The sequence below is a fragment of the Gloeobacter kilaueensis JS1 genome (assembly GCF_000484535.1).
GTDB lineage: Bacteria > Cyanobacteriota > Cyanobacteriia > Gloeobacterales > Gloeobacteraceae > Gloeobacter > Gloeobacter kilaueensis.
The window spans coordinates 984,861-1,005,618 of the sequence record NC_022600.1 but is presented as its reverse complement, the minus strand read 5'-3'; the positions used below and the strand labels follow the sequence as shown (position 1 = coordinate 1,005,618).

The following is a 20,758-nucleotide window of genomic DNA, read 5'->3' as shown; positions in this document are numbered from 1 at the left end:
ATTGTCAATTGAGGCTCAGATTTACCAATTCCTGTAGAACTTTGGGAGCAACATCATGCGAGCGATTCGCGTTCATCGATATGGTGAGTCAGACGTGCTGCAACTAGAAACGGTTGCCCCGCCTGAACCTCAACCGAATGAAGTCCTGATCCGAGTTCAGGCTGCTGGGGTCAATCCATTCGATTGGAAAATCCGATCAGGCATGGTGAAAGAGGTTTTGCCCATGCCGCTACCATACACGCCCGGTATGGATGTTGCGGGCATTGTGGAAGCGGTTGGCACGGATGTCAAGGCGTTCCAGGTTGGTCAATCTGTGTACGGTGAACTCAAGATGGGAGCGTATGCTGAGTTCGCGACCGCTTCACCCGATACAATCGCGCTCAAACCTCGAACGCTCGATTTTGTGCAGGCAGCATCAGTGCCGATGGTCAGTATGACTGCCTATCAAGCCCTGTTTAATCATGGCGATCTCAAGCCAGGTCAAACCGTTTTGATCCACGCGGCATCGGGTGGTGTCGGCATGTTCGCTGTGCAGTTTGCAAAGTGGAGAGGAGCATATGTGATTGGAACTGCTTCAGCCGCGAATGCAGATTTTGTGCGATCGCTCGGTGCGAATCAAGTGATTGACTATCGCGCCACCCCGTTTGAACAAGTAGCGCAGAATGTGGATGTCGTTCTAGATACGTTAGGTGGCGACACTCAAACGCGGTCTTATGCAGTGCTGAAGCCAGGTGGCATTCTCATCTCAACTTCCGCCCCCCCTGATACTCAAGAAGCACAAAGACGAGGTGTGCGCGCCAAGATGATCAGTATGGAAGCCTCTGCCTCGCTGTTGGAGCAGATAGCAAGTTTAATTGATTCCGGACAGGTGAAGACCGATATCGCTCAAACCTTCCCCTTGTCCCAAGCCCGTCAGGCTCAGGAACTCAGTCAGAAGGGGCATGTTCGGGGCAAAATCGTATTGCAAATGAGTGCGTTAGGAAGCGCGTTAAGTCAGTGATGAGGCATTAGAGTACTCGGATAACGCCCCCAGTGCTCCTGCGCATATTTTTCGAGCCAGTATCCGCAACTGCGGGCTTGTGGGTCCCACCTTGCCGCCAGTCTTTCCAGGCAAACTGGCCACGCTCCAGCGCGATGTGCAGTTCGCTTGCCATCGACTCCGCCTCGGCAATGCCAGACTGTCCTCAAACTGCCGATCCTCTGCCGCAGGCTCTGGGTCAAACTTTACGCCAAAAACTGCAGTTTTGGACGCGTTCAAGACGCTTGGTGCAATTTTCGGACAGCCGAATTTTCAGTGCCTGCAGGGACTACAAGCGATGATAGGACGGGGTTTCAAGAATCCGAGCGATGGGATTCGAACCCATACTGGAAGGATTTTAAGTCCTCTGCCTCTACCATTGGGCTACGCTCGGGCGTTCATTGGCCCGCCACGAACAGCTTACGAGGAGCAGGGAGCCTGGGACTGTAAGCTGGTGGCAGTTCTTTCAGCTTAACGAGTCTCGCCTACGTCGAGGAGTGTTCCTCCGCGAGAGGCACCTTCAGCACCCACTGAGGAAGGAGGTCGTGCTTCCGGCACTCGGGCAAATGTGGTTCGATGAGGAGGGACATATTCGCAAGGCGCAGTGAAACGCATCGACATCGTTATCGGGTGGGTAGTGGTCCTGGCCCTTCTAACAGGCTGCTCGGCCAATACCAGGCCCGCCAATATCGGCTCAGAGCAATCAAAAGCAGCGCGCAGCAAGGGTCTGGTCGCCGGTGTGCGCACACCCGAAGGGATCATTCTGCAGGTCAAAAAAGCCGAGCGCCTGAGCGCGAGTGAGGCAAAGCTGAGCGTGCGGCTCTTCAATCCGGGAGCGGTGCCGCTGCCGCAAAAAATTGGCCCCAACAACTTTTATGTCAGTCCCAACGAAGGAACTGCCGACCCGGTAGCTGGCTATGAACCGACAAAGACGACCCTGCCCCAAAAAGAAATTGCGCCGCGCGAGGCGGCTGAGGGCGATGTCTACCTCAAGCTTCCCGATCCCGGAACGGTGAAGGTGTACTACGGCGATACGCCGGAGGTGAGCGTCTTCGTGCTCAGGATTGCCCCGGCGAATAGCTGAGGGCGCGACCGCGCACGTCCTTCTGAACTTCGTCTTCTTCAAAGACTACCTGGCCCCCCACCACCGTCAGTACCGGCCAGCCGGTGAGCGGCCAGCCTTCAAAAGGAGTCCAGCCGCAGCGGCTCGCCATCCGGGCCGCCTGGGCGGGCCGGGTGGTCTCCAGATCCACAAGCACCAGGTCGGCGTCGTAGCCGGGCCGGATCGAGCCCTTATTGGGAATGTTGTAGGCGTGGGCCGCTGCCCGGCTCATCCAGCGGACGATCTGCTCGAAATTCACCTCGCCGCGCACCAGGGCGGTGAGCATCAGGGGGAGTGAGGTTTCGACCCCCGGCATCCCGGCGGCGGCCTGAAAGTAGTCTCTGTCTTTTTCGGAGAGCAGGTGGGGTGCGTGGTCGGTGGCCACAAAGTCGATGAGCCCCGAGCGCAAGCCGGCCCACAGCGCCAGTCGGTCCGCTTCTGAGCGCAGGGGCGGGTTTTGCTTGGCGCGCATCCCGATCGCATCGTAGGCTGCTGTCGAGAGAAACAGGTGCTGGGGGATCACTTCGGCAGTGACCCAGGCGGGTTTGTCGGCGGCGAGCAACGCCACTTCTGCTGCCGTGGATAGGTGCAGGATGTGCAGCCGCCGCCGGTAGCGCTTAGAAAGTGTCAGCGCCAGGTCAGTAGCGAGGCGGGCGCACTCGTCGTCGCGCAACTCGGAGTGGACGTGGGGGTCGGTGCGGTCAGCAAACAGCGCCGTGCGCTCCCGGATGCGCGCCTCGTCCTCGGCGTGAACAGCGATGAGGTGCGGCACTTCTTTGAAGATGCGCTCCAGCGCTACCGGATCGTCTACGAGCAGGTCACCGGTAGAAGCGCCCATAAAGATCTTGACGCCGCAACTGAGACCAATCGATTGTTGTAACTCGGCGATGTTGTCCGAGGTGGCCCCGATAAAAAAACCGTAGTTGACGACGCACTTGCTCGCCGCCCGCGCGAGTTTGTCCTTGAGCAGTTCGCAGGTGGTGGTGGCGGGGCTGGTGTTGGGCATCTCCAGAAACGAGGTGACTCCGCCGCGCGCACAGGCCCAGGAACCGGTTTGCAGGTCTTCCTTGTATTCTTTGCCCGGCTCGCGAAAGTGGACTTGAGGATCGATCACCCCCGGCAAGAGCACCCGGCCACCGCCGTCGATCGTCCGCTCGGCGGCCTCATTCAGGGCGCGATCGATCTGCGCTATCGTTCCGTCGCGACAGAGCAGATCCCCGGCGTAGAGCGAACCGTCGTCGAGCACCATGCGCACGTTGCGCAGCAGCAAAGAAGTCATCCAGTATCCAGGTTCTACGCCTTCAGCTTAACTGTCTGGGCACTGGAAGTTGCCGCCGCTAGCTTTCGTCTTTAAGCCTGCGGCTCATCAGGGCAGCCAGGGCCACCTGGGGCGGGCGTTCGCCGCCCAGCAGGGCGCACACCTGATCGGTAATCGGCACTTCGAGATCGACCCTGCGGGCGTAGTCTGCGAGGATCGAGGCGGTGTTGACGCCCTCGGCGGTACCCACCAGTTGGGCAAGAATATCTGACAGGGTTCGGCCCTCGCCCAGGCCAAAGCCCACCTGATAGTTGCGGCTGAGGGCGCTGTTGCAGGTAGTAAGCAGATCGCCCAGCCCCGAGAGGCCATAAAACGTCTCAGCCTGAGCCCCCCAGTGGGTTCCCACCCGGATGATCTCAGCGAGGCCACGGGTGATGAGCGCCGCCTTCGCGTTTGCCCCCAGGCCCAAAGCGTCGCTCACCCCGGCAGCGATCGCGACGACGTTTTTGAGCACACCGCCCAACTCGACGCCGAGCTGGTCGCCACTGGTGTAGACGCGGAAGCGCTCGGAGGCGAAGCACTGCTGGATGCGCCGGGCTGCCTCCGGCGAAGCGCTCGCCACCACCGTCGCCGCCGGTAAGCCGGCGCGCACTTCAGCGGCCAGGTTCGGCCCCGAGAGCACCACCAGCGGCCAGTCAGGGAATGCCGAGCGCCAGAGTTGCGAGGCGGGCCGGGCGGTGGCGTCGAGCCCCTTGGTCGTATTGACCAGGATCGCGCCGGGCGGCAGACCAGCGGCTGCAACCTGCTCGATCACCCCTGCTACCGCCCGCATCGGCAGGCAACTCAGCACCACCTGGGCATCGGCCAGCACGGCAGAGAGTGCGAGCGGACCTGTGCGCGACCAGAGCTGGACACGGTGATCGAGGCTGGTGGCCAGTTGCGCGAGTGTCGTTCCCCAGCTGCCGGCCCCGAGCACGGCGATGCGCATCTACGGTCTGGCCGGTGGGGCCGGTTCTGCAGGCGCAGGATTGAGCAGCTTCGGGGTGATCTGCACCTCGGAGCGGTTGTTGAAGTTGGAGACAGCCTGATCGATGTTGCGGTCGCGGTCCTGGCGGTACTGGTCCAGGTTGCGGTTGCCCCCCAGGTTGGCCTGGTGGATCAAATTCATCATGTTGAAGCCACCGCTCGATGAACCAAAGCTGTTGGGGTCGCGGTTTTGATTGGACAGGCCCGGATCGTTTAAAGCCGGGTCGGGCGGTGTCAGGGGCGTGGTGGTCGGTTGGGTGATCTGGGCGGAGGCAGAGGCGGCACTCAGAACCAGAAGGCTCACAAGACACAGAAGTTGACGCATAAGCAGCTTTCCAGGCAAACGCGACGCGCACGACCATCATATGCCTTGTTAAGACTTCATCAAATGCCTCTGGCCACTCTGGTAAGATTCTTGCTGGATCTCAATCGCCTGCTGGCCGAGGGCAGCCGACATTCTCGGTGTGGGAGTGCAGACAGTAGTTTCTCGTGGCCGACCACCTGCCAGCAGACCAGTGGTTCCTCCCATCCAGTCACCTCAACTTAACCAAAGCGATGAAATCAATCCACTCCAGATATCTCCCTCTCGCCCTGCTCGCTGCCTGCCTGGGCGTCTCACCGGTCTGGTCGCAGACCACCAGCGTCCCCGACAACCTGGGCCTGGGCCTGCGGGAGTTGGCCCAAAGTTACCTGAGCGCGCCGGATACCTATCGTCAGTTGCGGGCGGGCAAGCGCCTGCAGCTCAAGGGCGACAGGGCGCTCGTCGAAATTTATGCCAATGGCAGACTGCCTTTAAGTAAGCTCCAGCAGGCGCTCGAACAGCTGGGCGTCGAGGTGGTCGCCACCAATCCTACCTACCGCTCCGGCGTCATCGCCGCCTATCTGCCCCTCGTCCGGGCCGCTGAGGCTGGACGGCTGAGCGGTGTGGGTGCCGTCAACCTGGCGCTCAAGCCGGTGCGCAACGTCGGGGCGACCACCTCCCAGGGTGTCGTTGCCCTCAAAGTCGATCAGGTGAACGCAGCCGGGATTACCGGGGCCGGAATCACCGTCGGCGTCATGTCCGACAGCTACAACACCAACACCACCGCTGCCACCCGCGCCACCCAGGACGTGGCGACAGGCGATCTGCCCAACCTGACCAACACCACCGCCAACAGCCCCGGTGTCAAGTTCTTGATCGATTCTCCCGGCGGCACCGACGAGGGCCGGGGCATGGCCCAGATCGTCCACGACCTGGCTCCGGACGCAGATCTGTGCTTTGCCACCGCCAACAGCACACCCACCCAGTTTGCCGCCAATATCCGCACGCTGCGGACCAATCCGGCCTGCAACGCCGACGTGATCGCAGACGACATCATCTACCTCAACGAGCCGATGTTCTCCGACGGGCCCATCGCCCAGGCGGTGGACGATGTCGTTACCAGCAGCACCCTGGCGGGCAAGAAGGTGGCCTACTTCTCCTCGGCAGGCAACCGGGGCAAGGGCTTCGCCTCCGACTTTCGGCCCGTCTCCGACAACGTCGCCCGCACCCGCATCGATCCGGCTGACACGACGATCAATCTGGCGACGATTCCCAGCTCGGTCAATACCAAAGGTGGCTTCCACGACTTCGACCCCAGTTCTAAGGTCGATATTTCTCAGACGATCACCTCCTCCGGCGACACCGGCACGATCGTCTTTCAGTGGGACGATCCTTTTGATGTCACCGGTGGCGGGGTAACCACCGACTACAACATCCTCGTCTTCAACAGCCAGGGCAACTACGTCGCCAACCTGAGCGGTGTCGCCAACAACTTCTCCACCAACGAGCCCATCGAGATTCCCTCGCGGGATCTGGCCGCCGACACCACCTACCGGATCGTGATCGCCAAAAGCAACGCCACCCGCGCCCCCGGCGTGCCCCAGCAGGCGACTCGCCTGCGCTACGTCGTCTTTGGCGGCACCCTCAACGCCGAGTACAACGACGCAGTGGGTTCCTTCGTCTCCACCTACGGCCACAACTCGGCAGCGAGCGGCAACGGTGTCGCTGCCTACCAGTACGACGACACCTTTGGGCCGCCCCCCTACGCCCCGGTGCTCGAAAGCTACTCCTCCCCCGGCCCGGTGACGATCGCCTTCGACGCCGCCGGCAATCGCCTCGCCACCCCCCAGACGCGCAACAAGCCGGACATCGCGGCGGTCGATTGCGTCAACACCACCTTCTTCCCACCGGGGCCATTGAGCAGCACCGACTTGGAAGGCGACGGCTTCCCCAACTTCTGCGGCACCAGCGCCGCCGCTCCCCACGCCGCCGCCGTCGCCGCGCTGCTGTTGCAAAAGGCGGGTGGACCCGGCGCAATCAGCGCCGATGCGATCCGCACCGCGCTGCAGAGCACCGCCCCGGCCCGCGACATCGATCCGCTCTTTTCCAAGGCCGTCGCCGGACCTGTAACCGTCACCGGCAACGGCGGCAGCAGCACCGACCCCAACTTCTTCCGCGTCAGCCTGAGCGGTCGGGGGCTTACCCTCACGAGCCTCACCATCGACCTCACCCCGGCGGGTCTGGTCTTCGATCCGAGCGCCAGCGGCGGCTTTCCGCTCACCACCGGCACCGTGAGCGGCGCAACGCTGCCTTCGATCACCTCCGCCGGTCCTACCGCGCCCACCCCGACGCTCAACCTCACCTTCGCGAGCTTCGATTCGGGCGACAAGCTCAACTTCGGCATCGACCGGGATCTGGCCACCGGCGGCTTTGGCAACTCCGCCGATAGCCTCGGCAATGCCACGATCACCGCCGTCACCAGCCGGGGCACCTTCACCGGCACCTTTGTCAACCAGTTCGGTACAGGTTACTCGGTGTACGACGGTTTCGGATTGCTCGACGCCCAGGCGGCAGCAGCCCAGGTGCCGTAAGCGTCCTATGGGCAGGGTGTCGGTTCGGGTGCCCTGCCCATCTCCGGCTATCCAAAATGCATCAACTTCTCTTTGTCGTCTGGGTCCCTCTTTTCTGGCTGATGGCGGGCGGTCCCCTGTTTGCCCAGCCCGACGGCGCGGGTGAGCGCTGCCTGGAAGAGGGGCGCTACAGCGAGACGGCTCTAAGCGGTACCGTCCGCGCCGCAGCGGGCGGCCTGCAGGCTACCTTGAGCTGCCGTTCCCTGCCTGGCAAAGATGGCAACAAGGTGAGCGTCCGCCTCGACGCTGAGCTGGGCGGCAGAACCTACGCGAATCTCAAACTGCCCGATCAAGAAGCGCTCAGCAACCTGCGCATCGAGGATCTCGACGGCGATGGCAGGGCTGAAATCGTCCTGGATACTTTTAGTGGCGGAGCGCACTGCTGCTTCGGGATCTGGGTTCTGCGCCACGAAGCCCGTCAGGATACTTACCAGCCCACCAGAGCCGACTGGGGCAACTATCCGCCAGGCAGAGCCAAAGACCTCGACAAAGATGGCCGCTTTGAATTTGTCAGCGCCGACAACGCCTTTGCCTACACCTTCACAGATTTTGCCGATTCGGTGCCGCCCATTCAGATCTGGCAGTACAGCCGGGGCAGTTTCCGCAACGTCACCCGCAACTACCCGGCGTTGATCCGGCGCGCCGCTGCCCGCATCCTTCAGGGCGTTGCCGAGGCGAAGAAAACAGGCCGCGACATGCGCGGCGGCTACGCCGCCTATCTTGCCACCCAGTACCTGCTGGGCCAACCCACCAGAGGCTGGCAGAAACTGCGCGCCGCCTACCGCCCTTCTAAAGAGGCGATCTGCGACAAAGACTGGCCCTGTGCGCCGTCCGCCTACTTTGCCAAGTTGAGGGCTTTTTTGCAGACCGCCGGTTACACAAAAAGTTGATAGGGCGGGCTGGAGCCTTGCCCCAGCCCTTTGCTTGATGATCAAGCTTGAGTAGATAAAGTAGCACATTTGCTGAGAAGAAAAATGCCGCTTTAAGTTCAGATGCCGAGCAAGGCAAGACCGAGGATGCCACCTGCTGCCCGCAGCTGCTGGTCGAGCGTGGCCAGGGGTAAGTTGAGTCGCTGTGCCAGTTCGAGATAGGCTGCATCGTAGAGGGTCAGCTGGTAGCGCTCAGCCAGACGCAGCGTCGCCGACCAGGCAAACGTGTCGGTTTCTGGATCGACTGCAATTGGCAACAATGCCAGATCTGCCAGCGATGCATCACGAAATTCTGTACTGATGCGTCCGCGTCGGATGCCCACCTGCAGGCTGTTCGCTACTTCAAGCCGCCATAGAGAGGGTACCCAGGCTTGCTCAGCAAGAACGGTATCAAAGACTTCCTGAGTCGCAGCACTCGCTTCATCGCTATAAAGCCAGGCCAAGGCAATGGAGCTATCGAGCACGAGGCTCATGGACGGCCCTCGTCGCGATAGGTTTTCCACTCCAACCAATCGAAGACACCGGCTCTTAGTGCAATCGCACGCTTACGAATGCGTTGGGCAGCCGCTGCGGCTTTGCCCTGCTCAGGTGCAGCCCTGTTTGGGATCAGTCGTGCAATCGCTTTGCCATGCCGGGTGATGATCACTTCTTCGCCGTTCTCTACCCAATCGAGCAAGGTGCCCAGTTTGTTTTTGGCTTCAAAAGCACCAACTTCGCGCACCATCATCTCCATAGTTAAGCTAGCCTGTTTATCTAGCTTATATTATTCCAGGTCTTGCCTGTTCCCCTTTGAACCGAACTTTAGATAAATGTGTTCTATTTTTCACAAGTTGTGCTCCCGGAGCGGAGACGGGCCTGACAATTACCACCTGGATGATCTGGAGCCTCACTCTGGGCAGATGGAAGCAGGAAAGCTTTCCTCCAGAATGAGATGACGACTTCTCAGGTAGCACCATGCCGAATCCCACCGCCGAGCACTTCATGCACACGCTGCAGCAGATCGAGCAGACCCGCGACGTGCAGCCGATGGTCGCGCTCTTCAGCGACGATTCACAGCTGAGCAATCTGGCGATCGAGGAACCGCTGCGGGGCACAGCCGGAGCGCGCCAGTTCTGGCTGGGGTATCTGAGCGCTTTCAGGCATGTCAGCACCCGCTTCACCAGAGCCCTCGAAGCAAAACAGGTGGCGGTGCTGGAGTGGGTCTCAGAAGGAGCGCTGCCGGACGAGCGCCCAATTCACTACCGGGGAGTGACGATTATCGAATTCGAGGACGACAAAGTGCGCAACTTCCGTTCTTACTACGATTCGGCGGCCTTTGCACTCTATTAGAACGACGTCTATGTCTACCTCGCCCCCTTTGCCTGCCCTCGGGCTTGTCTGCATCACCGCGAGCGATCAGGTGCGCTTTCGGACACTGACGCGCAAACGGCTATTACAACTGGGTAGCGACGAACAACTGCGCGTGCTGGGCGAACTGTACCAGGAAAATCTGCGACGGCTCGATAGGGCGATCGACTATTGCCTGGAGCATGGGATTCGGCTCTACCGCCTCAGTTCAGCACTGTTTCCGTTTGCAGACGAGCGACTCGGCGGTCAGGTGCTTGCGACGTTTGCCGAACCCCTTGGGCAGGCGGGCGAACGAGCGAGCCGGGCCGGGCTCAGGCTGGTGGTTCACCCCGATCAATACGTCGTACTCAACTCCGACGATCCGGCCGTGATCGAAAACGCCGTCAAGGTTCTCATCCACCACGCTCGAGTGCTCGATCTGATGGGTCAGCCCCGTAGCCCCTGGGCACTGATCGAAATCCACGGCGGCAAGGCGAATAGATCCGAACGACTCATCGAGCAGATTGCCCTGCTGCCCGACAGTGTGCGACTGCGCCTGGGTCTTGAAAACGACGAGTACGCCTACCGGGCCTGCGAGATCTACGAAATCTGCTGCCAATCGGGGGTACCGATGGTCTTCGACGCCCACCACCACGTCATAGCTGAGCAATTGACAAGCTACGACGACCCGAGCGTAGGCCAGATGCTGGCTTGTGCCCGTTCTACCTGGCCGGTGCCACAGTAGCAGCTGGTCCATATCTCCAACGGAGCGGGAAGTTTCAGCGATAGGCGGCATAGCGACTTGATCACCGATATGCCCGAGAGCTACCGCGCCGCGCCGTGGATCGAGGTCGAAGCCAAGGCCAAAGAGCTGGCGATCGAAAAACTGGAGCGCGAGTGGCTGGGCAGGCGGAACCTGCTTGAATCAGTCAGCTGAGCTGGCCAGTGGCCTTAAACGTTTCAAAAAAACGTGCTTAAGATGAATACACCTGTGTGCGCCTACGTCTTTCTCGCGAAGGAGGCGGACCTACCTCTGCCGGACTTGAATAAAATATGTGCCCGATGCCTGCTTCGGCGTCGGTCGTAGCAGGTGCGCCCTGGATACCGTATCCAGTCGAATTCAACCAAGAGGTCTCACCCATGCGGACTGAGGACAAGTCTACACAAAAGAATACCGATGGGCTGGCTCAGCCCATCCTGCACCAGAAGGGCATCGAGATCCAGCCCTTCGGTACCCTGATCGAGTTGCCCATCGGCCTCGACGCGAAGGTTCGCGCCGACAGCTGCGAGAGTCTCAATCAGTTGCTTGCCGACAGCGTTATCCTTTATTACCTCTACAAGAAGCACCACTGGCTGGTGCGCGGCGAAACGTTTTACCAGTTGCACCTGCTATTGGACAAGCACGCCGACGAGCAACTCGAACTGGTTGACATGATCGCCGAGCGCATCCAGAAGCTGGGCGGCATCGCCATCTCCGATCCCCGCCACGTAGCCGAAGTCACCCGGATCAGCCGTCCGCCCAACGGGGCGGAGGAAGTGCCCGCTATGCTTTCGCGCCTGCTCGAAGCCCACCAGATCGTAATCGAGGATGCGCGCAAGGGTGCGGAGCTGACCGACGAGAACGGTGATTCGAGCACCAACGACCTGCTTACCAGCGAAGTCCTCCCTACTAACGAGACTCAGATCTGGTATATCGCCTCTCATCTTGTCGATACGCCCCTGGTCCGCAGCTAAAGCGTTCCGGTACGGAGCACTTCGTAAGGGTAGCTGGGCAACCGGCTGCCCTTTAAAAATTACTCAGCCAGTTCCTGAATGCGTTCCAGCGTCTCGCGATAAACCTCATTTTTAAATCCAGACAGGAGATCCGCTGCTTTCTGCAGGTCAGCAAGTGCTCCTGCTCTATCTCCCAAGCCGGCAAGCGCGTCGCTACGCAACAGATAACCTTGGGGGAACAGTGAATGAGAGCGAATATCCTCCGTAGCCACCTGCCGAACCAATTCCAGATCGCTCCTTGCCCCTATCCAATCGCCGACTTCAATACGCGCATAAGCTCTGTAAATACAAATATGAGTGTCTTGGAGCTGTGGTTTTTCGTCGAGGTAGGCGTTTAAGTCTACTACTGCCGCTTTTGCATTCCCGCTTGTTGCGTAGATTAGCCCCCGGTTGGTGAGAGCCATACTGCGCAGAAACTGGGCATCGAACTCTGAACGAGCGACGCTCTGGACGCGAATTGCCGCTTCTGTGCAATCGGCAACTGCACCAGCAAAATCCGCAATGTCAAAACGAGCGACAGCACGGTTTAGAAAAACACTGAAGTAGTCGTATCCGACAGCCGGACGATCGAGGGCACGCGAAAAATCTTCCACCGCTCCACCGGCATCACAAGCGTCATCCATTCGCCGGATTCCCCGCGCGTAGAAGGCGAAGCCATAGCTATTATCCAGTTGAATCGCCCGCTCAAAATCCGCCAGCGCCAGCTCAATCGGCCTACGGGCAGTCACGGCTCGCAGACAATAAGCTTCCGTATCCTCCGGGCAGAGGGTGAGGAACCTCGTGTAATCAGCGATGGCTCCACGCTTGTCTACTGTGATGTCGCGACAAACAGCGCGATTGAAGTAAGCGGTCGGTTCGTTTGGGTATCTATCGATCGCCCGACTAAGGAGGTCGATCGCCTGTGGGTATCCGTCCGAGCTTTCTCGATCGATGATTTCTATTGCTGAGTGGATAAGACCGTCCGGGTCGAACTGCGCTGGACGCAGGGCAACCCAATAGGGAGGGCTCAAAGTGAAATGGCGTAGCCGGGGCAACTGTCGGCGCAACGGTAGCGGTTGAAAAGTTGAGCCCAGGTTATCGCCAGATTCAGCTGCAAGCAGCGCGTCGCTCACAGATCCCAGCAAGGCCGCTGAGAGCAGGTTACACAGGATAAAGACGCGGCGAGTGAGCATCGGTACACATTATAGAACTGCCGGTGAGCAGAGTCGAATGCCAGGCGCTCTGCTGATAGAGCGGTTTGTTGATTGAGTTATAGTACTTTAGTGAAGGTGCAGCCCAGCTCCTGCCCCGCTACGTCCTTGTCCCATTGCTGCCTTCGTCTAGTTTCCCGCTGCTGCAACGAAAGAGCGAATTCTAAGGTTGAAGGATGCGTAGATGAATAACAGAGCCTTTTTCCGTTTCGCCGCCCATCTGTTTGTTCTGGCTGGCCTGATAGGTCTTGCAACATCGGTGATGCCGGTTATCCAACCAGTGCTGGCGGTCGAAGGTCAACCTTACGACGAGACTGCCGACGCCCACAAGCAAATCACCAGTGCCCTGGCAGCCGCCAGACAAGACGGCAGATACGTCCTGCTTGATTTTGGGGCGAACTGGTGCCCGGACTGCCGGGTTCTGGGCAGTTATTTCGAGAATGGCCCACTTAAGAACCTGGTCGATCAGCGCTTTCATCTGGTGTCGATCGACGTCGGGCGCTGGAACCGTAATACAGATATAGCTGTCCAGTACGGCAACCCTATTAAAAAGGGCATCCCGGCGGTAGTAGTGCTCGATTCGCAGGGCAAGATTGTCGGCTCGACAGCCGGTGGAGAGCTGGCCAATGCCCGCACGATGACTGCCCAGCAGGTAGGCAATCTACTGGAAGCGTGGGCACCAAAAGCGCGATGACACTGCGGGCATTGGGCTTGCTGGTCGGGCTGGCTCTGCTGCTGTTCATCCTGCCAGTTTCAGCCCAGGAGGTAGCGCGCTCCACCCACGCCGAGGTCCAGCTGGTAGCCGAAGAAGACAGCGTGCAGCCGGGGCGTCCTCTGGTGGTCGGGCTGCATTTTCGGCTCGATCCAGGCTGGCACACCTACTGGCAATACGCCGGGGATGTTGGTCTGCCGACGACGGTCAACTGGCACCTGCCTCCCGGCTTCGCCGCTGGAAGTGTGCAATGGCCCTATCCTCAAAAGTTTGTGCGCTCCGACGCCTCGCCCGCTCTGGTTTCCTACGGTTACGAGGGCGAGGTGCTGCTGCCGGTCACGATTCATACGCCCCGCACCCTCAAGTTGGGTAGCAGCGTGTCCGTGCAGGCTGTAGTGCAGTGGCTGGAATGTGCCGCCGTCTGTCTACCTGGGGATGGTCGATTGAGCCTGCAACTGCCGGTGCGCCAGGGAATACCCCAGCCCAGCCGTTGGGCGGGCACGTTTGCTCTGAGCCGCTCACGGCTTCCGATTACCGCTAGCGACTGGCGCTTCGAGGCGGTGGTCGCTTCTGGAGATCAAATTCAGCTAAAGGCCGTGCGCCCCGCCTGGCTGCCCAAAGCGCAGGCGCAGGTGAACTTTTATCCTGCCGGTGCAGGACTGATACTCGCCGCTCCCCAGACTCTCACAGCACAACCGGACGGGTTCAATCTGCGCCTGTCGGTGCGCAAAACCCCGGCTGTTTTGCAGGGTGTGCTCTTCAACCCCGAAGGCTGGCGTGGTCCTGGTTCTGAAAAAGCGCTGGCAATCGCCCTGCGGCCCGGCCCCCCTGCCCCCGCCTGGCCGGGCTGGCTTGCCATCCTCGCCTCCGCCTTTGTCGGTGGGGTACTCCTCAACCTGATGCCCTGCGTGCTGCCGGTGCTCTCACTGAAGGTACTCGCTCTGGTGGAGCAGGCGGATGGCAAAGCCAGATACCAGCGCTGGCACGGCCCGGTCTTTACCGCCGGTGTGCTCGTCTCGCTGTGGCTGGTGGCTGGCGTGCTGCTGTTGTTGCGGGCCGGGGGCGAGCAACTGGGCTGGGGATTCCAGTTGCAGTCTCCCCAGTTCGTCATCGCCATCGCCGTGGTGTTGTTTGGCTTTGCCCTCAACCTGTTTGGCCTCTTCGAGATTGGTACCGGTTTTACCCGCCTCGGGGCTCTCGTTCCAGAGTCGGGCCTCGTCGGTACGTTTTTAAGCGGTGTTCTAGCGACGACGGTAGCGACGCCCTGCTCAGCCCCTTTTATGAGCAGTGCCCTGGGCTTTGCCCTCACCCAACCTGCCCCGCTTGCCCTGCTGGTATTCACCAGCCTGGGAGTGGGGCTGGCTGCACCGTATCTGGTGCTGTCGTGGGCACCGGCTCTGCTGCGCTTTGTGCCCAAGCCCGGTGACTGGATGATTCGCTTGCGCCAGTTGCTCGGATTTGGCCTGCTGGGCAGTGTGCTGTGGCTTGCCTGGGTTCTGGGCCAGCAGTCGGGGGTGCAGGCCGAGAGCGCTCTGCTTGTCGCTCTGCTGTTGTGCGGCCTGGGCGGCTGGCTGTGGGGCAGTTGGGGAGCGCTCTGGCGACCGGCCTGGATGCGGGCGCTTTCGGCCACGGCGGCTTTGAGCCTGGTCGTGCTGGGGCTGAGCTTTGCCTGGGGACACGTTGCTCCACCGCGCCCAGCTCTTGTATGGGAAGCATATTCACCCACCCGCCTTGCTGCCCTCCAGCGGGCCGGACAGGCGGTTTTTGTCGATTTCAGCGCCGCCTGGTGCTTGAGCTGCCAGGTCAACGAGCGGGTTGCTCTGGCTTCCCCTGCTGTGCAGGCGGCCTTTCAGCGCCAGCGGGTGGTCGTTATGAAAGCGGATTGGACCAACCGCGATCCGCTTATCACAGCGGCACTGGCCAGCTTCCAGCGCAACAGCGTTCCTTTTTATGTTCTCTACCGGCCCCGCCGCGACCCGCAGATACTGCCCGAACTGCTCACACCGTCGCTGGTTCAAGAGGCGCTTGAGCGGGCGTACTTGTAGCTTGCCTGCGGTTTTGTCAGTCTGGCAGAACTCTTTACAGATAGCGCCGGAAGGCTGAAACCAACTATTGCCTCTATAACAGGAATAAAGGCTACCCTCACATTCTGGTGCGATGCACACCGTCCTTTTGGCGGGTTTTGAATCTTTTAACAGCGACCTGTACCGCGAGGCGGCGGAGCGGGTAGCGCGGGTCTGTCCAGATTTGGAGCTGGTGGTCTTCAACGACCGGGATCTAGTGGCAAGGCCGACAGAAGTCGAAGTGGCCCTGACTGGGGCGAGCGCTTTTTTGGGCAGCCTGCTCTTTGACTATCAGCAGGTGCAGTGGCTGGCTGAGCGGCTGGAGGCGATCCCGCAGCGGCTGGTCTTCGAGTCGGCCATCGAGTTGATGGGCCAGACGCGCCTGGGCAGTTTTCAGCTCGGCCAGGGCAAAGGGATGCCGAAGCCGGTGCAATTGCTGCTCAGCAAATTTAGCTCGACGCGGGAGGAGGATCGCCTGGCGGGCTACCTGGGCTTTTTGAAGGCAGGTCCACGGTTGCTCAGATTCGTGCCGGGCAAAAAAGCCAGGGATCTGCGAAACTGGCTCACTTTATATGGCTACTGGAACGCTGGGGGAGCGGAGAACGTCGCGAACCTGTTTTTGCTCTTGGCCCAGGAGTACCTGGGGGTCGCCGTCAGGGCGGTGCCGCCGGTGCAGCCCATGCCCGACAGCGGTCTTGTCCACCCGGCGGCCAGCCATCTATTTACCCGGCCCGCCGATTATCTTGCCTGGTACGACCGGCAGTTTCCCGAGCGCCGCGAATGGCCCAGGGTAGCACTGTTGCTCTACCGCAAGCACGTCGTCTCGAAGCTGCCCTACATTCCGCAGCTCATCGAGCGCTTAGAAGCAAAGGGACTGCGCACCCTGCCCGTCTTCGTCACCGGCGTCGAAGGCCACACGATCGTGCGCGACTGGCTCGCTGGTCCCGATACTCAAACCGCCCCCGGTGCGGTCCGCGTCGATGCGCTCGTCTCGACTCTGGGCTTTGCGCTGGTGGGAGGCCCGGCGGGCTCGATGGAGGCGGGCAGGCGCATCGACGCCGGTGTGCGCATTCTGGAGCGCAACAACGTTCCGTACTTCGTGAGCGCGCCGCTATTGATTCAAGACATCCGCTCCTGGTACCGGCAGGGGGTGGGCGGTCTGCAGGCAGCGGTCCTCTACGCCCTGCCGGAGTTGGACGGGGCGATCGACCCGGTACCCCTGGGGGGGCTGGTGGGCGAGCGCATCTATCTGGTGCCGGAGCGGGTCGATCGGCTGGCGGGCCGGATTCAACGCTGGGTGCAGCTTCGGCGTACTCCAGCTAAGAAGCGGCGGATTGGAATCGTTCTCTACGGCTTTCCGCCGGGCTACGGAGCGACGGGAACGGCAGCGCTGCTCAACGTGCCCGCATCGCTCGTCACTTTTTTACGATCTCTAGCCAGTCAGGGCTACGACCTGGGCGGGCCGGTACCCGAGGACGGGGAGGCGCTGATTGCTCGATTGCGGCAGAGCGAGCAGCAGCAGCAGCCGGGGGCCAATTCTGGAGAGCGGATCGATCCCCGGCAACTGGAGCGCTGGCTGGGCTACCGGCGCACCCGCCGCGTCGAGCGGCACTGGGGAGCGCTCGATCGCGCCGAGTTGGGTTTCGACGGTCAGCAATTTCAACTTGCCGGTATTCGCCTGGGCAACGTCTGGATCGGTGTGCAGCCCGCCCTCGGGGTTCCTGGGGATCCGATGCGGCTGTTGTTTGAAAAAGATCTCACCCCCCATCCGCAGTACGTCGCCTTCTACCGCTGGCTGGAAGACGTTTTCGCGGCGGACGCACTGGTGCATTTTGGGATGCACGGCACCTTCGAGTGGCTACCGGGTGCGCCCCTGGGCAATACCGGCGAGAGCTGGCCAGATTTTCTGGTGGGCAACCTGCCCAACCTCTATATCTACGCCGCCAACAACCCCTCCGAGTCGGTCCTGGCGAAGCGTCGGGGCTACGGCGTGCTCGTCTCCCACAACGTGCCTGCCTACGGGCGGGCCGGTCTTTATAAAGAACTGGCCCAGATCAAGGAATTGCTGGAGGAGTACCGCGCCGCGCCGGGGGAGAACCAGCCCCTGGAGGCGGTGATCGAGCAGAAGGTCAAAGCCGCCGGTCTCGATACTGACTGCCCCCCGACGGATTCCTTCGACACCTACAGCGCTCAGCTCCACCTGTATCTGCAGACGCTGGAAAATCGGCTTTTTTCAAGCGGCCTGCACGTTCTGGGGCAGAAGCCGACCACCGAGCAACTGCAAAGCTACCTCGATGCCTGCTTTGCCGAGCATCTGGCGACGCCTTTGCTCGGAGCGGTGGCGCGGGGTGATCGCTTCGAGCAACTGCGCCAGGAAGCGATTCTCACCAGCGAACAACTGGAGCAACTCCAGCACGCCTGTGCGGTGCGCGACCTGTTGCTGCGCACGGGTGAAGAGATGACCAACCTCCTGCGCGGCCTGGATGGGCAGTATATTCCGCCCGCCCCCGGCGGCGATCTGATCCGCGACGGGGCAGGGGTACTGCCGACGGGCCGCAATATCCACGCCCTCGATCCCTACCGGATGCCGTCGGAGGGGGCGTACCTGCGCGGTCGCCAGATCGCCGAGAATATCCTGAACGATCATCGCAAGGCCCACGGCAGCTACCCGGAAACCGTCGCCGTCCTGCTCTGGGGACTCGATGCGATCAAGACGCGGGGCGAATCTGTGGGCATCCTGCTGGGCCTGGTAGGGGCAAGGCCGCTCAAAGAAAAGACCGGGCGGGTGGTGGCCTACGAACTGATCTCCCTGGCCGAGTTGGGCCGTCCGCGCATCGACGTCCTCGCAAGCCTCTCGGGGATCTTCCGCGACACCTTTGCCAACGTGCTCGAAAACCTCGACGATCTATTTACTCGTGCCGCTGCGATCGACGAACCGCCCGAGCTGAACTTTATCCGCAAGCACGCCCTGGCCTTTGCCCAACAAGGCATCACTAACCCGACCGCTCGCCTTTTTTCTAACCCCAAGGGCGACTACGGCTCGCTGGTGGGCGATCAGATTCTCACTTCCAGCTGGGAGCAGACCGAACAACTGGCCACTACCTGGCAGGGCCGCAACCAGTACAGCTATGGCCGAAAGGACCAGGGAACCGCCCGGCCAGAATTGCTTGAGCGCCTGCTTACCACCACAGGCCGGATCGTCCAGCAGATCGACTCGGTGGAGTACGGCCTCACCGACATTCAAGAATACTACGCCAACACAGGCGCGCTGAAACTGGCAGCCCAGCGCAGCGCGAACCGGCCCGTCGGGGCGAGCTTTGTCGAAAGTTTCAGCCAGAGCACCGAGCCCATCGAACTGGACGCCCTGCTGCGCCTGGAGTACCGGGGCAAACTGCTCAATCCAAAGTGGGCCGAGCAGATGGCAGGCCAGGGTTCCGGCGGGGCTTACGAGATTTCTCAGCGCTTCACCGCCCTGGTGGGCTGGTCAGCGACAGCCGAATTTCGCGACAACTGGGTCTACGACCAGGCCGCCCAGACCTACGCCCTCGATCCGGCGATGGCCGCCCGGCTGCGCAAGAACAACCCCGAGGCGTTTCGCAACATCGTCGCCCGCTTGCTCGAAGCCCAGGGCCGCCAGTTCTGGCAGGCGGACGCAGAGACGCTTGAGAAGTTGCAGGAGCAGTACGCCCTGGCCGAGGACGCGATCGAACAGGTATAAGCGGCACTACTTTGCGCTCAAAAAGCCCTTGCTCTGCAAGATCGCCTGGCCCTGGGGGCTGAGTACAAAGGCGACGAAGGCCCTGGCCAGCTCCGGCAGTTTGCTGTCCTTGACCACCGCCAGAGGATAAACGACCGGAGCGCTGTAGTTTTCGGGAACAGCAAAGCCGACGCTCACCTTGTCGCTGACGCGGGCATCGGTAGTGTAGACGATGCCCGCATCGACGCTGCCATCTTCGACGTAGGCCAGCACCTGGCGGACGTTCTCGGCAAAGACGAGCTTCTGGGCGTCGAGCAAATTCTGGTAGATGCCTGCTTTGTTGAGCGCATCGGAGGCGTACTGACCGGCAGGTACCGTCTTCGGGTTGCCGATGGCCAGGCGGGCAACTTTCGCGAGTTGCTCGAAACTCGTCACCTTCGCACTGCCTTTGGGCACGACGACAGCCAGCCGGTTGCGGGCAAAAGGTTGGGCTGTGCCCACCAAAATCAGTCCCTTCTTGTCGAGGTCGTTCATCTGTTTGAGGGCGGCGGAGGCGAACACGTCCACCGGTGCGCCCCGATCGATCTGCTGAGCCAGCTCGCCCGAGCTACCAAAGTTGAAGGTGACTTTATCGCCGGGGCGGGCTTTCTCGAATTGGGCCGCGATTTCGCTGAAGGCTTCTTTGAGGCTGATCGCCGCCGAGACGGTGAGATCCGCTGCCTGAGCCGCTAAGCCGGGGGCAAGCCAGCAAGCTGCCAGGATGAGCAAAAGCCATCGCCGCATCGCGTTCTCCCGCACGTCGCCCCAATTATGCAGTAAGCTCTCGGGCTTTGGGAACCCATTGGCTCGGGTGCCGAGCACTACTATAGAGGCACCGGTTATTCTCCTGGGGCCATGACGACCTATCAACCTGTCAATAGAACCGTCTCGTTGCCCTTACCATCGATGTACGATTTACCCAGCGAAGATCCCGAGGAACCTGGCTTGCCGGATGAGTTTCACGATTGGCAACCGCAGTTTTTGAGTGAAACCTTTCAGCCGCCGAACTATCCGGCAGATCAAATCCTTACCGCTACCGATCTCAATCTCTACTACGACGTACACAACACCAGCCGCTACAAGCGTCCCGACTGGTTCGCAGTCGTCGGCGTGCCGAGGTTGGTAGACATTGGTCGGTTGAGCTATGTGATCTGGCGGGAGGGCACCCTGCCCATCGTGGTGGTCGAACTGCTGTCACCCAACACCCAGGAAGAGGACCAGGGCCAGACGCTGCGCGGTCAAGATCCGCCCTCCAAGTGGGAGGTGTACGAAAAGATCCTGCGCATTCCGTACTACGTCCTGTTCAACCGCGAAGCCAACACCTACCGGCTGTTCCGGTTAGTAGGCGCAACCTATCAGGAGATTTTCGAGCCCCGGCTGTGGATAGAAGAATTGCAGATTGGTCTTGGCCTCTGGCAGGGGCGTTTTCAGCAGGTAGAGCGCTTGTGGCTGCGCTGGTACGACGCGAACGACCAGTGGATTTTGACTCCCACTGAGCAGGCAGAGCAACGGGCAGAACAGGAACGCGAGCGGGCAGAACAGGAGCGACAGCGCGCAGAGCGGGCAGAGCAACGGGCAGAACAGGAGCGACAGCGCGCAGAGCAAGCGCAACAACGGGCAGCTGCCCTGGCAGAACGGTTGCGCGCCCTCGGAATCGATCCCGATCTACCAGCTTGAGGGCGATTGTACCTGAA

General features: G+C 60.9%; 19 protein-coding genes and 1 tRNA gene. 12 read left to right on the top strand and 8 right to left on the bottom strand.

What is annotated here, in order from left to right; genetic code table 11:
* The first annotated feature begins 55 nt into the window (after nt 1-55).
* Nucleotides 56-1,000, top strand: coding sequence for an NADP-dependent oxidoreductase (locus GKIL_RS04745; RefSeq protein ID WP_023172283.1), 945 nt, complete (start codon nt 56-58; stop codon nt 998-1,000).
* A gap of 339 nt (nt 1,001-1,339) precedes the next feature.
* On the opposite strand, the gene GKIL_RS04740 is transcribed toward GKIL_RS04745, so the two are convergent.
* Nucleotides 1,340-1,412 (bottom strand) — tRNA-Leu (locus GKIL_RS04740).
* A 210-nt stretch (nt 1,413-1,622) separates the two neighbouring features.
* Here GKIL_RS04740 and GKIL_RS04730 point away from each other — a divergent pair.
* Nucleotides 1,623-2,102 carry a hypothetical protein gene (locus GKIL_RS04730; protein ID WP_023172282.1) on the top strand — a complete coding sequence of 160 codons (480 nt, stop codon included), beginning with the start codon at nt 1,623-1,625 and terminating at the stop codon, nt 2,100-2,102.
* Here GKIL_RS04730 and GKIL_RS04725 read toward each other — a convergent pair.
* From GKIL_RS04725 to GKIL_RS04715, 3 genes are read right to left on the bottom strand one after another with little or no spacing between them, the layout of a single operon-like run.
* The gene (locus tag GKIL_RS04725; protein ID WP_023172281.1) at nt 2,077-3,399 is read right to left on the bottom strand and encodes a dihydroorotase; all 1,323 of its coding nucleotides are present in this window, start codon (nt 3,397-3,399) and stop codon (nt 2,077-2,079) included. The two genes, GKIL_RS04730 and GKIL_RS04725, sit on opposite strands and share 26 nt — an antisense overlap.
* A gap of 58 nt (nt 3,400-3,457) precedes the next feature.
* Nucleotides 3,458-4,366 carry an NAD(P)H-dependent glycerol-3-phosphate dehydrogenase gene (locus GKIL_RS04720; protein WP_023172280.1) on the bottom strand — a complete coding sequence of 303 codons (909 nt, stop codon included), beginning with the start codon at nt 4,364-4,366 and terminating at the stop codon, nt 3,458-3,460.
* On the bottom strand, nt 4,367-4,729 hold the full coding sequence (locus GKIL_RS04715) for a hypothetical protein (protein WP_023172279.1): 363 nt from the start codon (nt 4,727-4,729) through the stop codon (nt 4,367-4,369). It lies immediately after the preceding gene.
* Nucleotides 4,730-4,959: 230 nt separating this feature from the next.
* Here GKIL_RS04715 and GKIL_RS22310 point away from each other — a divergent pair, with 230 nt between their 5' ends.
* Together GKIL_RS22310 and GKIL_RS04705 are read left to right on the top strand one after the other, a co-directional pair.
* On the top strand, nt 4,960-7,296 hold the full coding sequence (locus GKIL_RS22310; RefSeq protein ID WP_023172278.1) for a S8 family serine peptidase: 2,337 nt from the start codon (nt 4,960-4,962) through the stop codon (nt 7,294-7,296).
* Between the two features lie 56 nt (nt 7,297-7,352).
* Nucleotides 7,353-8,225 (top strand): hypothetical protein, encoded by an 873-nt coding sequence (locus GKIL_RS04705; protein WP_023172277.1) that lies wholly within the window; start codon nt 7,353-7,355, stop codon nt 8,223-8,225.
* A 98-nt stretch (nt 8,226-8,323) separates the two neighbouring features.
* On the opposite strand, the gene GKIL_RS04700 is transcribed toward GKIL_RS04705, so the two are convergent.
* Together GKIL_RS04700 and GKIL_RS04695 are read right to left on the bottom strand one after the other, a co-directional pair.
* Nucleotides 8,324-8,737 (bottom strand): type II toxin-antitoxin system VapC family toxin, encoded by a 414-nt coding sequence (locus tag GKIL_RS04700; RefSeq protein ID WP_023172276.1) that lies wholly within the window; start codon nt 8,735-8,737, stop codon nt 8,324-8,326.
* Complete coding sequence (locus tag GKIL_RS04695) at nt 8,734-8,997, bottom strand: type II toxin-antitoxin system Phd/YefM family antitoxin (RefSeq protein ID WP_023172275.1); 264 nt, start codon at nt 8,995-8,997, stop codon at nt 8,734-8,736. Before GKIL_RS04695 ends, GKIL_RS04700 begins: the two co-directional genes overlap by 4 nt.
* Nucleotides 8,998-9,218: 221 nt before the next feature.
* Between GKIL_RS04695 and GKIL_RS04690 the strand changes: the two genes are divergently transcribed.
* From GKIL_RS04690 to GKIL_RS04680, 4 genes are all read left to right on the top strand, one after another.
* Entirely contained in the window at nt 9,219-9,593 is a 375-nt protein-coding gene (locus tag GKIL_RS04690; protein ID WP_023172274.1) for a nuclear transport factor 2 family protein, read from the top strand.
* A gap of 10 nt (nt 9,594-9,603) precedes the next feature.
* Nucleotides 9,604-10,335, top strand: coding sequence for a UV DNA damage repair endonuclease UvsE (uvsE, locus tag GKIL_RS04685; RefSeq protein ID WP_023172273.1), 732 nt, complete (start codon nt 9,604-9,606; stop codon nt 10,333-10,335).
* 57 nt (nt 10,336-10,392) lie between these two features.
* The gene (locus tag GKIL_RS25710; RefSeq protein WP_275450541.1) at nt 10,393-10,527 is read left to right on the top strand and encodes a hypothetical protein; all 135 of its coding nucleotides are present in this window, start codon (nt 10,393-10,395) and stop codon (nt 10,525-10,527) included.
* Nucleotides 10,528-10,730: 203 nt separating this feature from the next.
* The gene (locus tag GKIL_RS04680; RefSeq protein ID WP_023172271.1) at nt 10,731-11,324 is read left to right on the top strand and encodes a Dps family protein; all 594 of its coding nucleotides are present in this window, start codon (nt 10,731-10,733) and stop codon (nt 11,322-11,324) included.
* Nucleotides 11,325-11,383: 59 nt separating this feature from the next.
* Here GKIL_RS04680 and GKIL_RS04675 read toward each other — a convergent pair whose 3' ends face one another.
* Nucleotides 11,384-12,475: a tetratricopeptide repeat protein gene (locus GKIL_RS04675; protein ID WP_187293890.1), complete on the bottom strand. Its 1,092-nt coding sequence runs from the start codon at nt 12,473-12,475 to the stop codon at nt 11,384-11,386.
* A gap of 262 nt (nt 12,476-12,737) precedes the next feature.
* Between GKIL_RS04675 and GKIL_RS04670 the strand changes: the two genes are divergently transcribed.
* The 3 genes from GKIL_RS04670 to GKIL_RS04660 all read left to right on the top strand — a co-directional run bounded on the left by GKIL_RS04670 (nt 12,738) and on the right by GKIL_RS04660 (nt 19,046).
* Nucleotides 12,738-13,247, top strand: coding sequence for a thioredoxin family protein (locus GKIL_RS04670; RefSeq protein ID WP_023172269.1), 510 nt, complete (start codon nt 12,738-12,740; stop codon nt 13,245-13,247).
* Nucleotides 13,244-15,310 carry a protein-disulfide reductase DsbD family protein gene (locus tag GKIL_RS04665; RefSeq protein WP_023172268.1) on the top strand — a complete coding sequence of 689 codons (2,067 nt, stop codon included), beginning with the start codon at nt 13,244-13,246 and terminating at the stop codon, nt 15,308-15,310. Before GKIL_RS04670 ends, GKIL_RS04665 begins: the two co-directional genes overlap by 4 nt.
* Nucleotides 15,311-15,422: 112 nt before the next feature.
* The gene (locus GKIL_RS04660; RefSeq protein WP_023172267.1) at nt 15,423-19,046 is read left to right on the top strand and encodes a cobaltochelatase subunit CobN; all 3,624 of its coding nucleotides are present in this window, start codon (nt 15,423-15,425) and stop codon (nt 19,044-19,046) included.
* 6 nt (nt 19,047-19,052) lie between these two features.
* On the opposite strand, the gene modA is transcribed toward GKIL_RS04660, so the two are convergent.
* Nucleotides 19,053-19,808, bottom strand: coding sequence for a molybdate ABC transporter substrate-binding protein (gene modA / locus GKIL_RS04655; protein ID WP_023172266.1), 756 nt, complete (start codon nt 19,806-19,808; stop codon nt 19,053-19,055).
* 111 nt (nt 19,809-19,919) lie between these two features.
* Between modA and GKIL_RS04650 the strand changes: the two genes are divergently transcribed.
* Nucleotides 19,920-20,741 carry a Uma2 family endonuclease gene (locus GKIL_RS04650; protein WP_041243728.1) on the top strand — a complete coding sequence of 274 codons (822 nt, stop codon included), beginning with the start codon at nt 19,920-19,922 and terminating at the stop codon, nt 20,739-20,741.
* The last annotated feature ends 17 nt before the right edge of the window (nt 20,742-20,758 follow it).

What these genes read in the sequence shown, in the direction of transcription:
- modA (WP_023172266.1), bottom strand. Translation starts at nt 19,808, where the DNA reads ATGCGGCGATGGCTTTTGCTCATCCTGGCAGCTTGCTGGCTTGCCCCC.
- GKIL_RS04695 (WP_023172275.1), bottom strand. Translation starts at nt 8,997, where the DNA reads ATGGAGATGATGGTGCGCGAAGTTGGTGCTTTTGAAGCCAAAAACAAA.
- GKIL_RS04670 (WP_023172269.1), top strand. Translation starts at nt 12,738, where the DNA reads ATGAATAACAGAGCCTTTTTCCGTTTCGCCGCCCATCTGTTTGTTCTG.
- GKIL_RS04680 (WP_023172271.1), top strand. Translation starts at nt 10,731, where the DNA reads ATGCGGACTGAGGACAAGTCTACACAAAAGAATACCGATGGGCTGGCT.
- GKIL_RS04725 (WP_023172281.1), bottom strand. Translation starts at nt 3,399, where the DNA reads ATGACTTCTTTGCTGCTGCGCAACGTGCGCATGGTGCTCGACGACGGT.
- GKIL_RS04665 (WP_023172268.1), top strand. Translation starts at nt 13,244, where the DNA reads ATGACACTGCGGGCATTGGGCTTGCTGGTCGGGCTGGCTCTGCTGCTG.
- GKIL_RS04705 (WP_023172277.1), top strand. Translation starts at nt 7,353, where the DNA reads ATGCATCAACTTCTCTTTGTCGTCTGGGTCCCTCTTTTCTGGCTGATG.
- GKIL_RS04720 (WP_023172280.1), bottom strand. Translation starts at nt 4,366, where the DNA reads ATGCGCATCGCCGTGCTCGGGGCCGGCAGCTGGGGAACGACACTCGCG.
- GKIL_RS04690 (WP_023172274.1), top strand. Translation starts at nt 9,219, where the DNA reads ATGCCGAATCCCACCGCCGAGCACTTCATGCACACGCTGCAGCAGATC.
- GKIL_RS22310 (WP_023172278.1), top strand. Translation starts at nt 4,960, where the DNA reads ATGAAATCAATCCACTCCAGATATCTCCCTCTCGCCCTGCTCGCTGCC.
- GKIL_RS04700 (WP_023172276.1), bottom strand. Translation starts at nt 8,737, where the DNA reads ATGAGCCTCGTGCTCGATAGCTCCATTGCCTTGGCCTGGCTTTATAGC.
- uvsE (WP_023172273.1), top strand. Translation starts at nt 9,604, where the DNA reads ATGTCTACCTCGCCCCCTTTGCCTGCCCTCGGGCTTGTCTGCATCACC.
- GKIL_RS04660 (WP_023172267.1), top strand. Translation starts at nt 15,423, where the DNA reads ATGCACACCGTCCTTTTGGCGGGTTTTGAATCTTTTAACAGCGACCTG.
- GKIL_RS04715 (WP_023172279.1), bottom strand. Translation starts at nt 4,729, where the DNA reads ATGCGTCAACTTCTGTGTCTTGTGAGCCTTCTGGTTCTGAGTGCCGCC.
- GKIL_RS04745 (WP_023172283.1), top strand. Translation starts at nt 56, where the DNA reads ATGCGAGCGATTCGCGTTCATCGATATGGTGAGTCAGACGTGCTGCAA.
- GKIL_RS04650 (WP_041243728.1), top strand. Translation starts at nt 19,920, where the DNA reads ATGACGACCTATCAACCTGTCAATAGAACCGTCTCGTTGCCCTTACCA.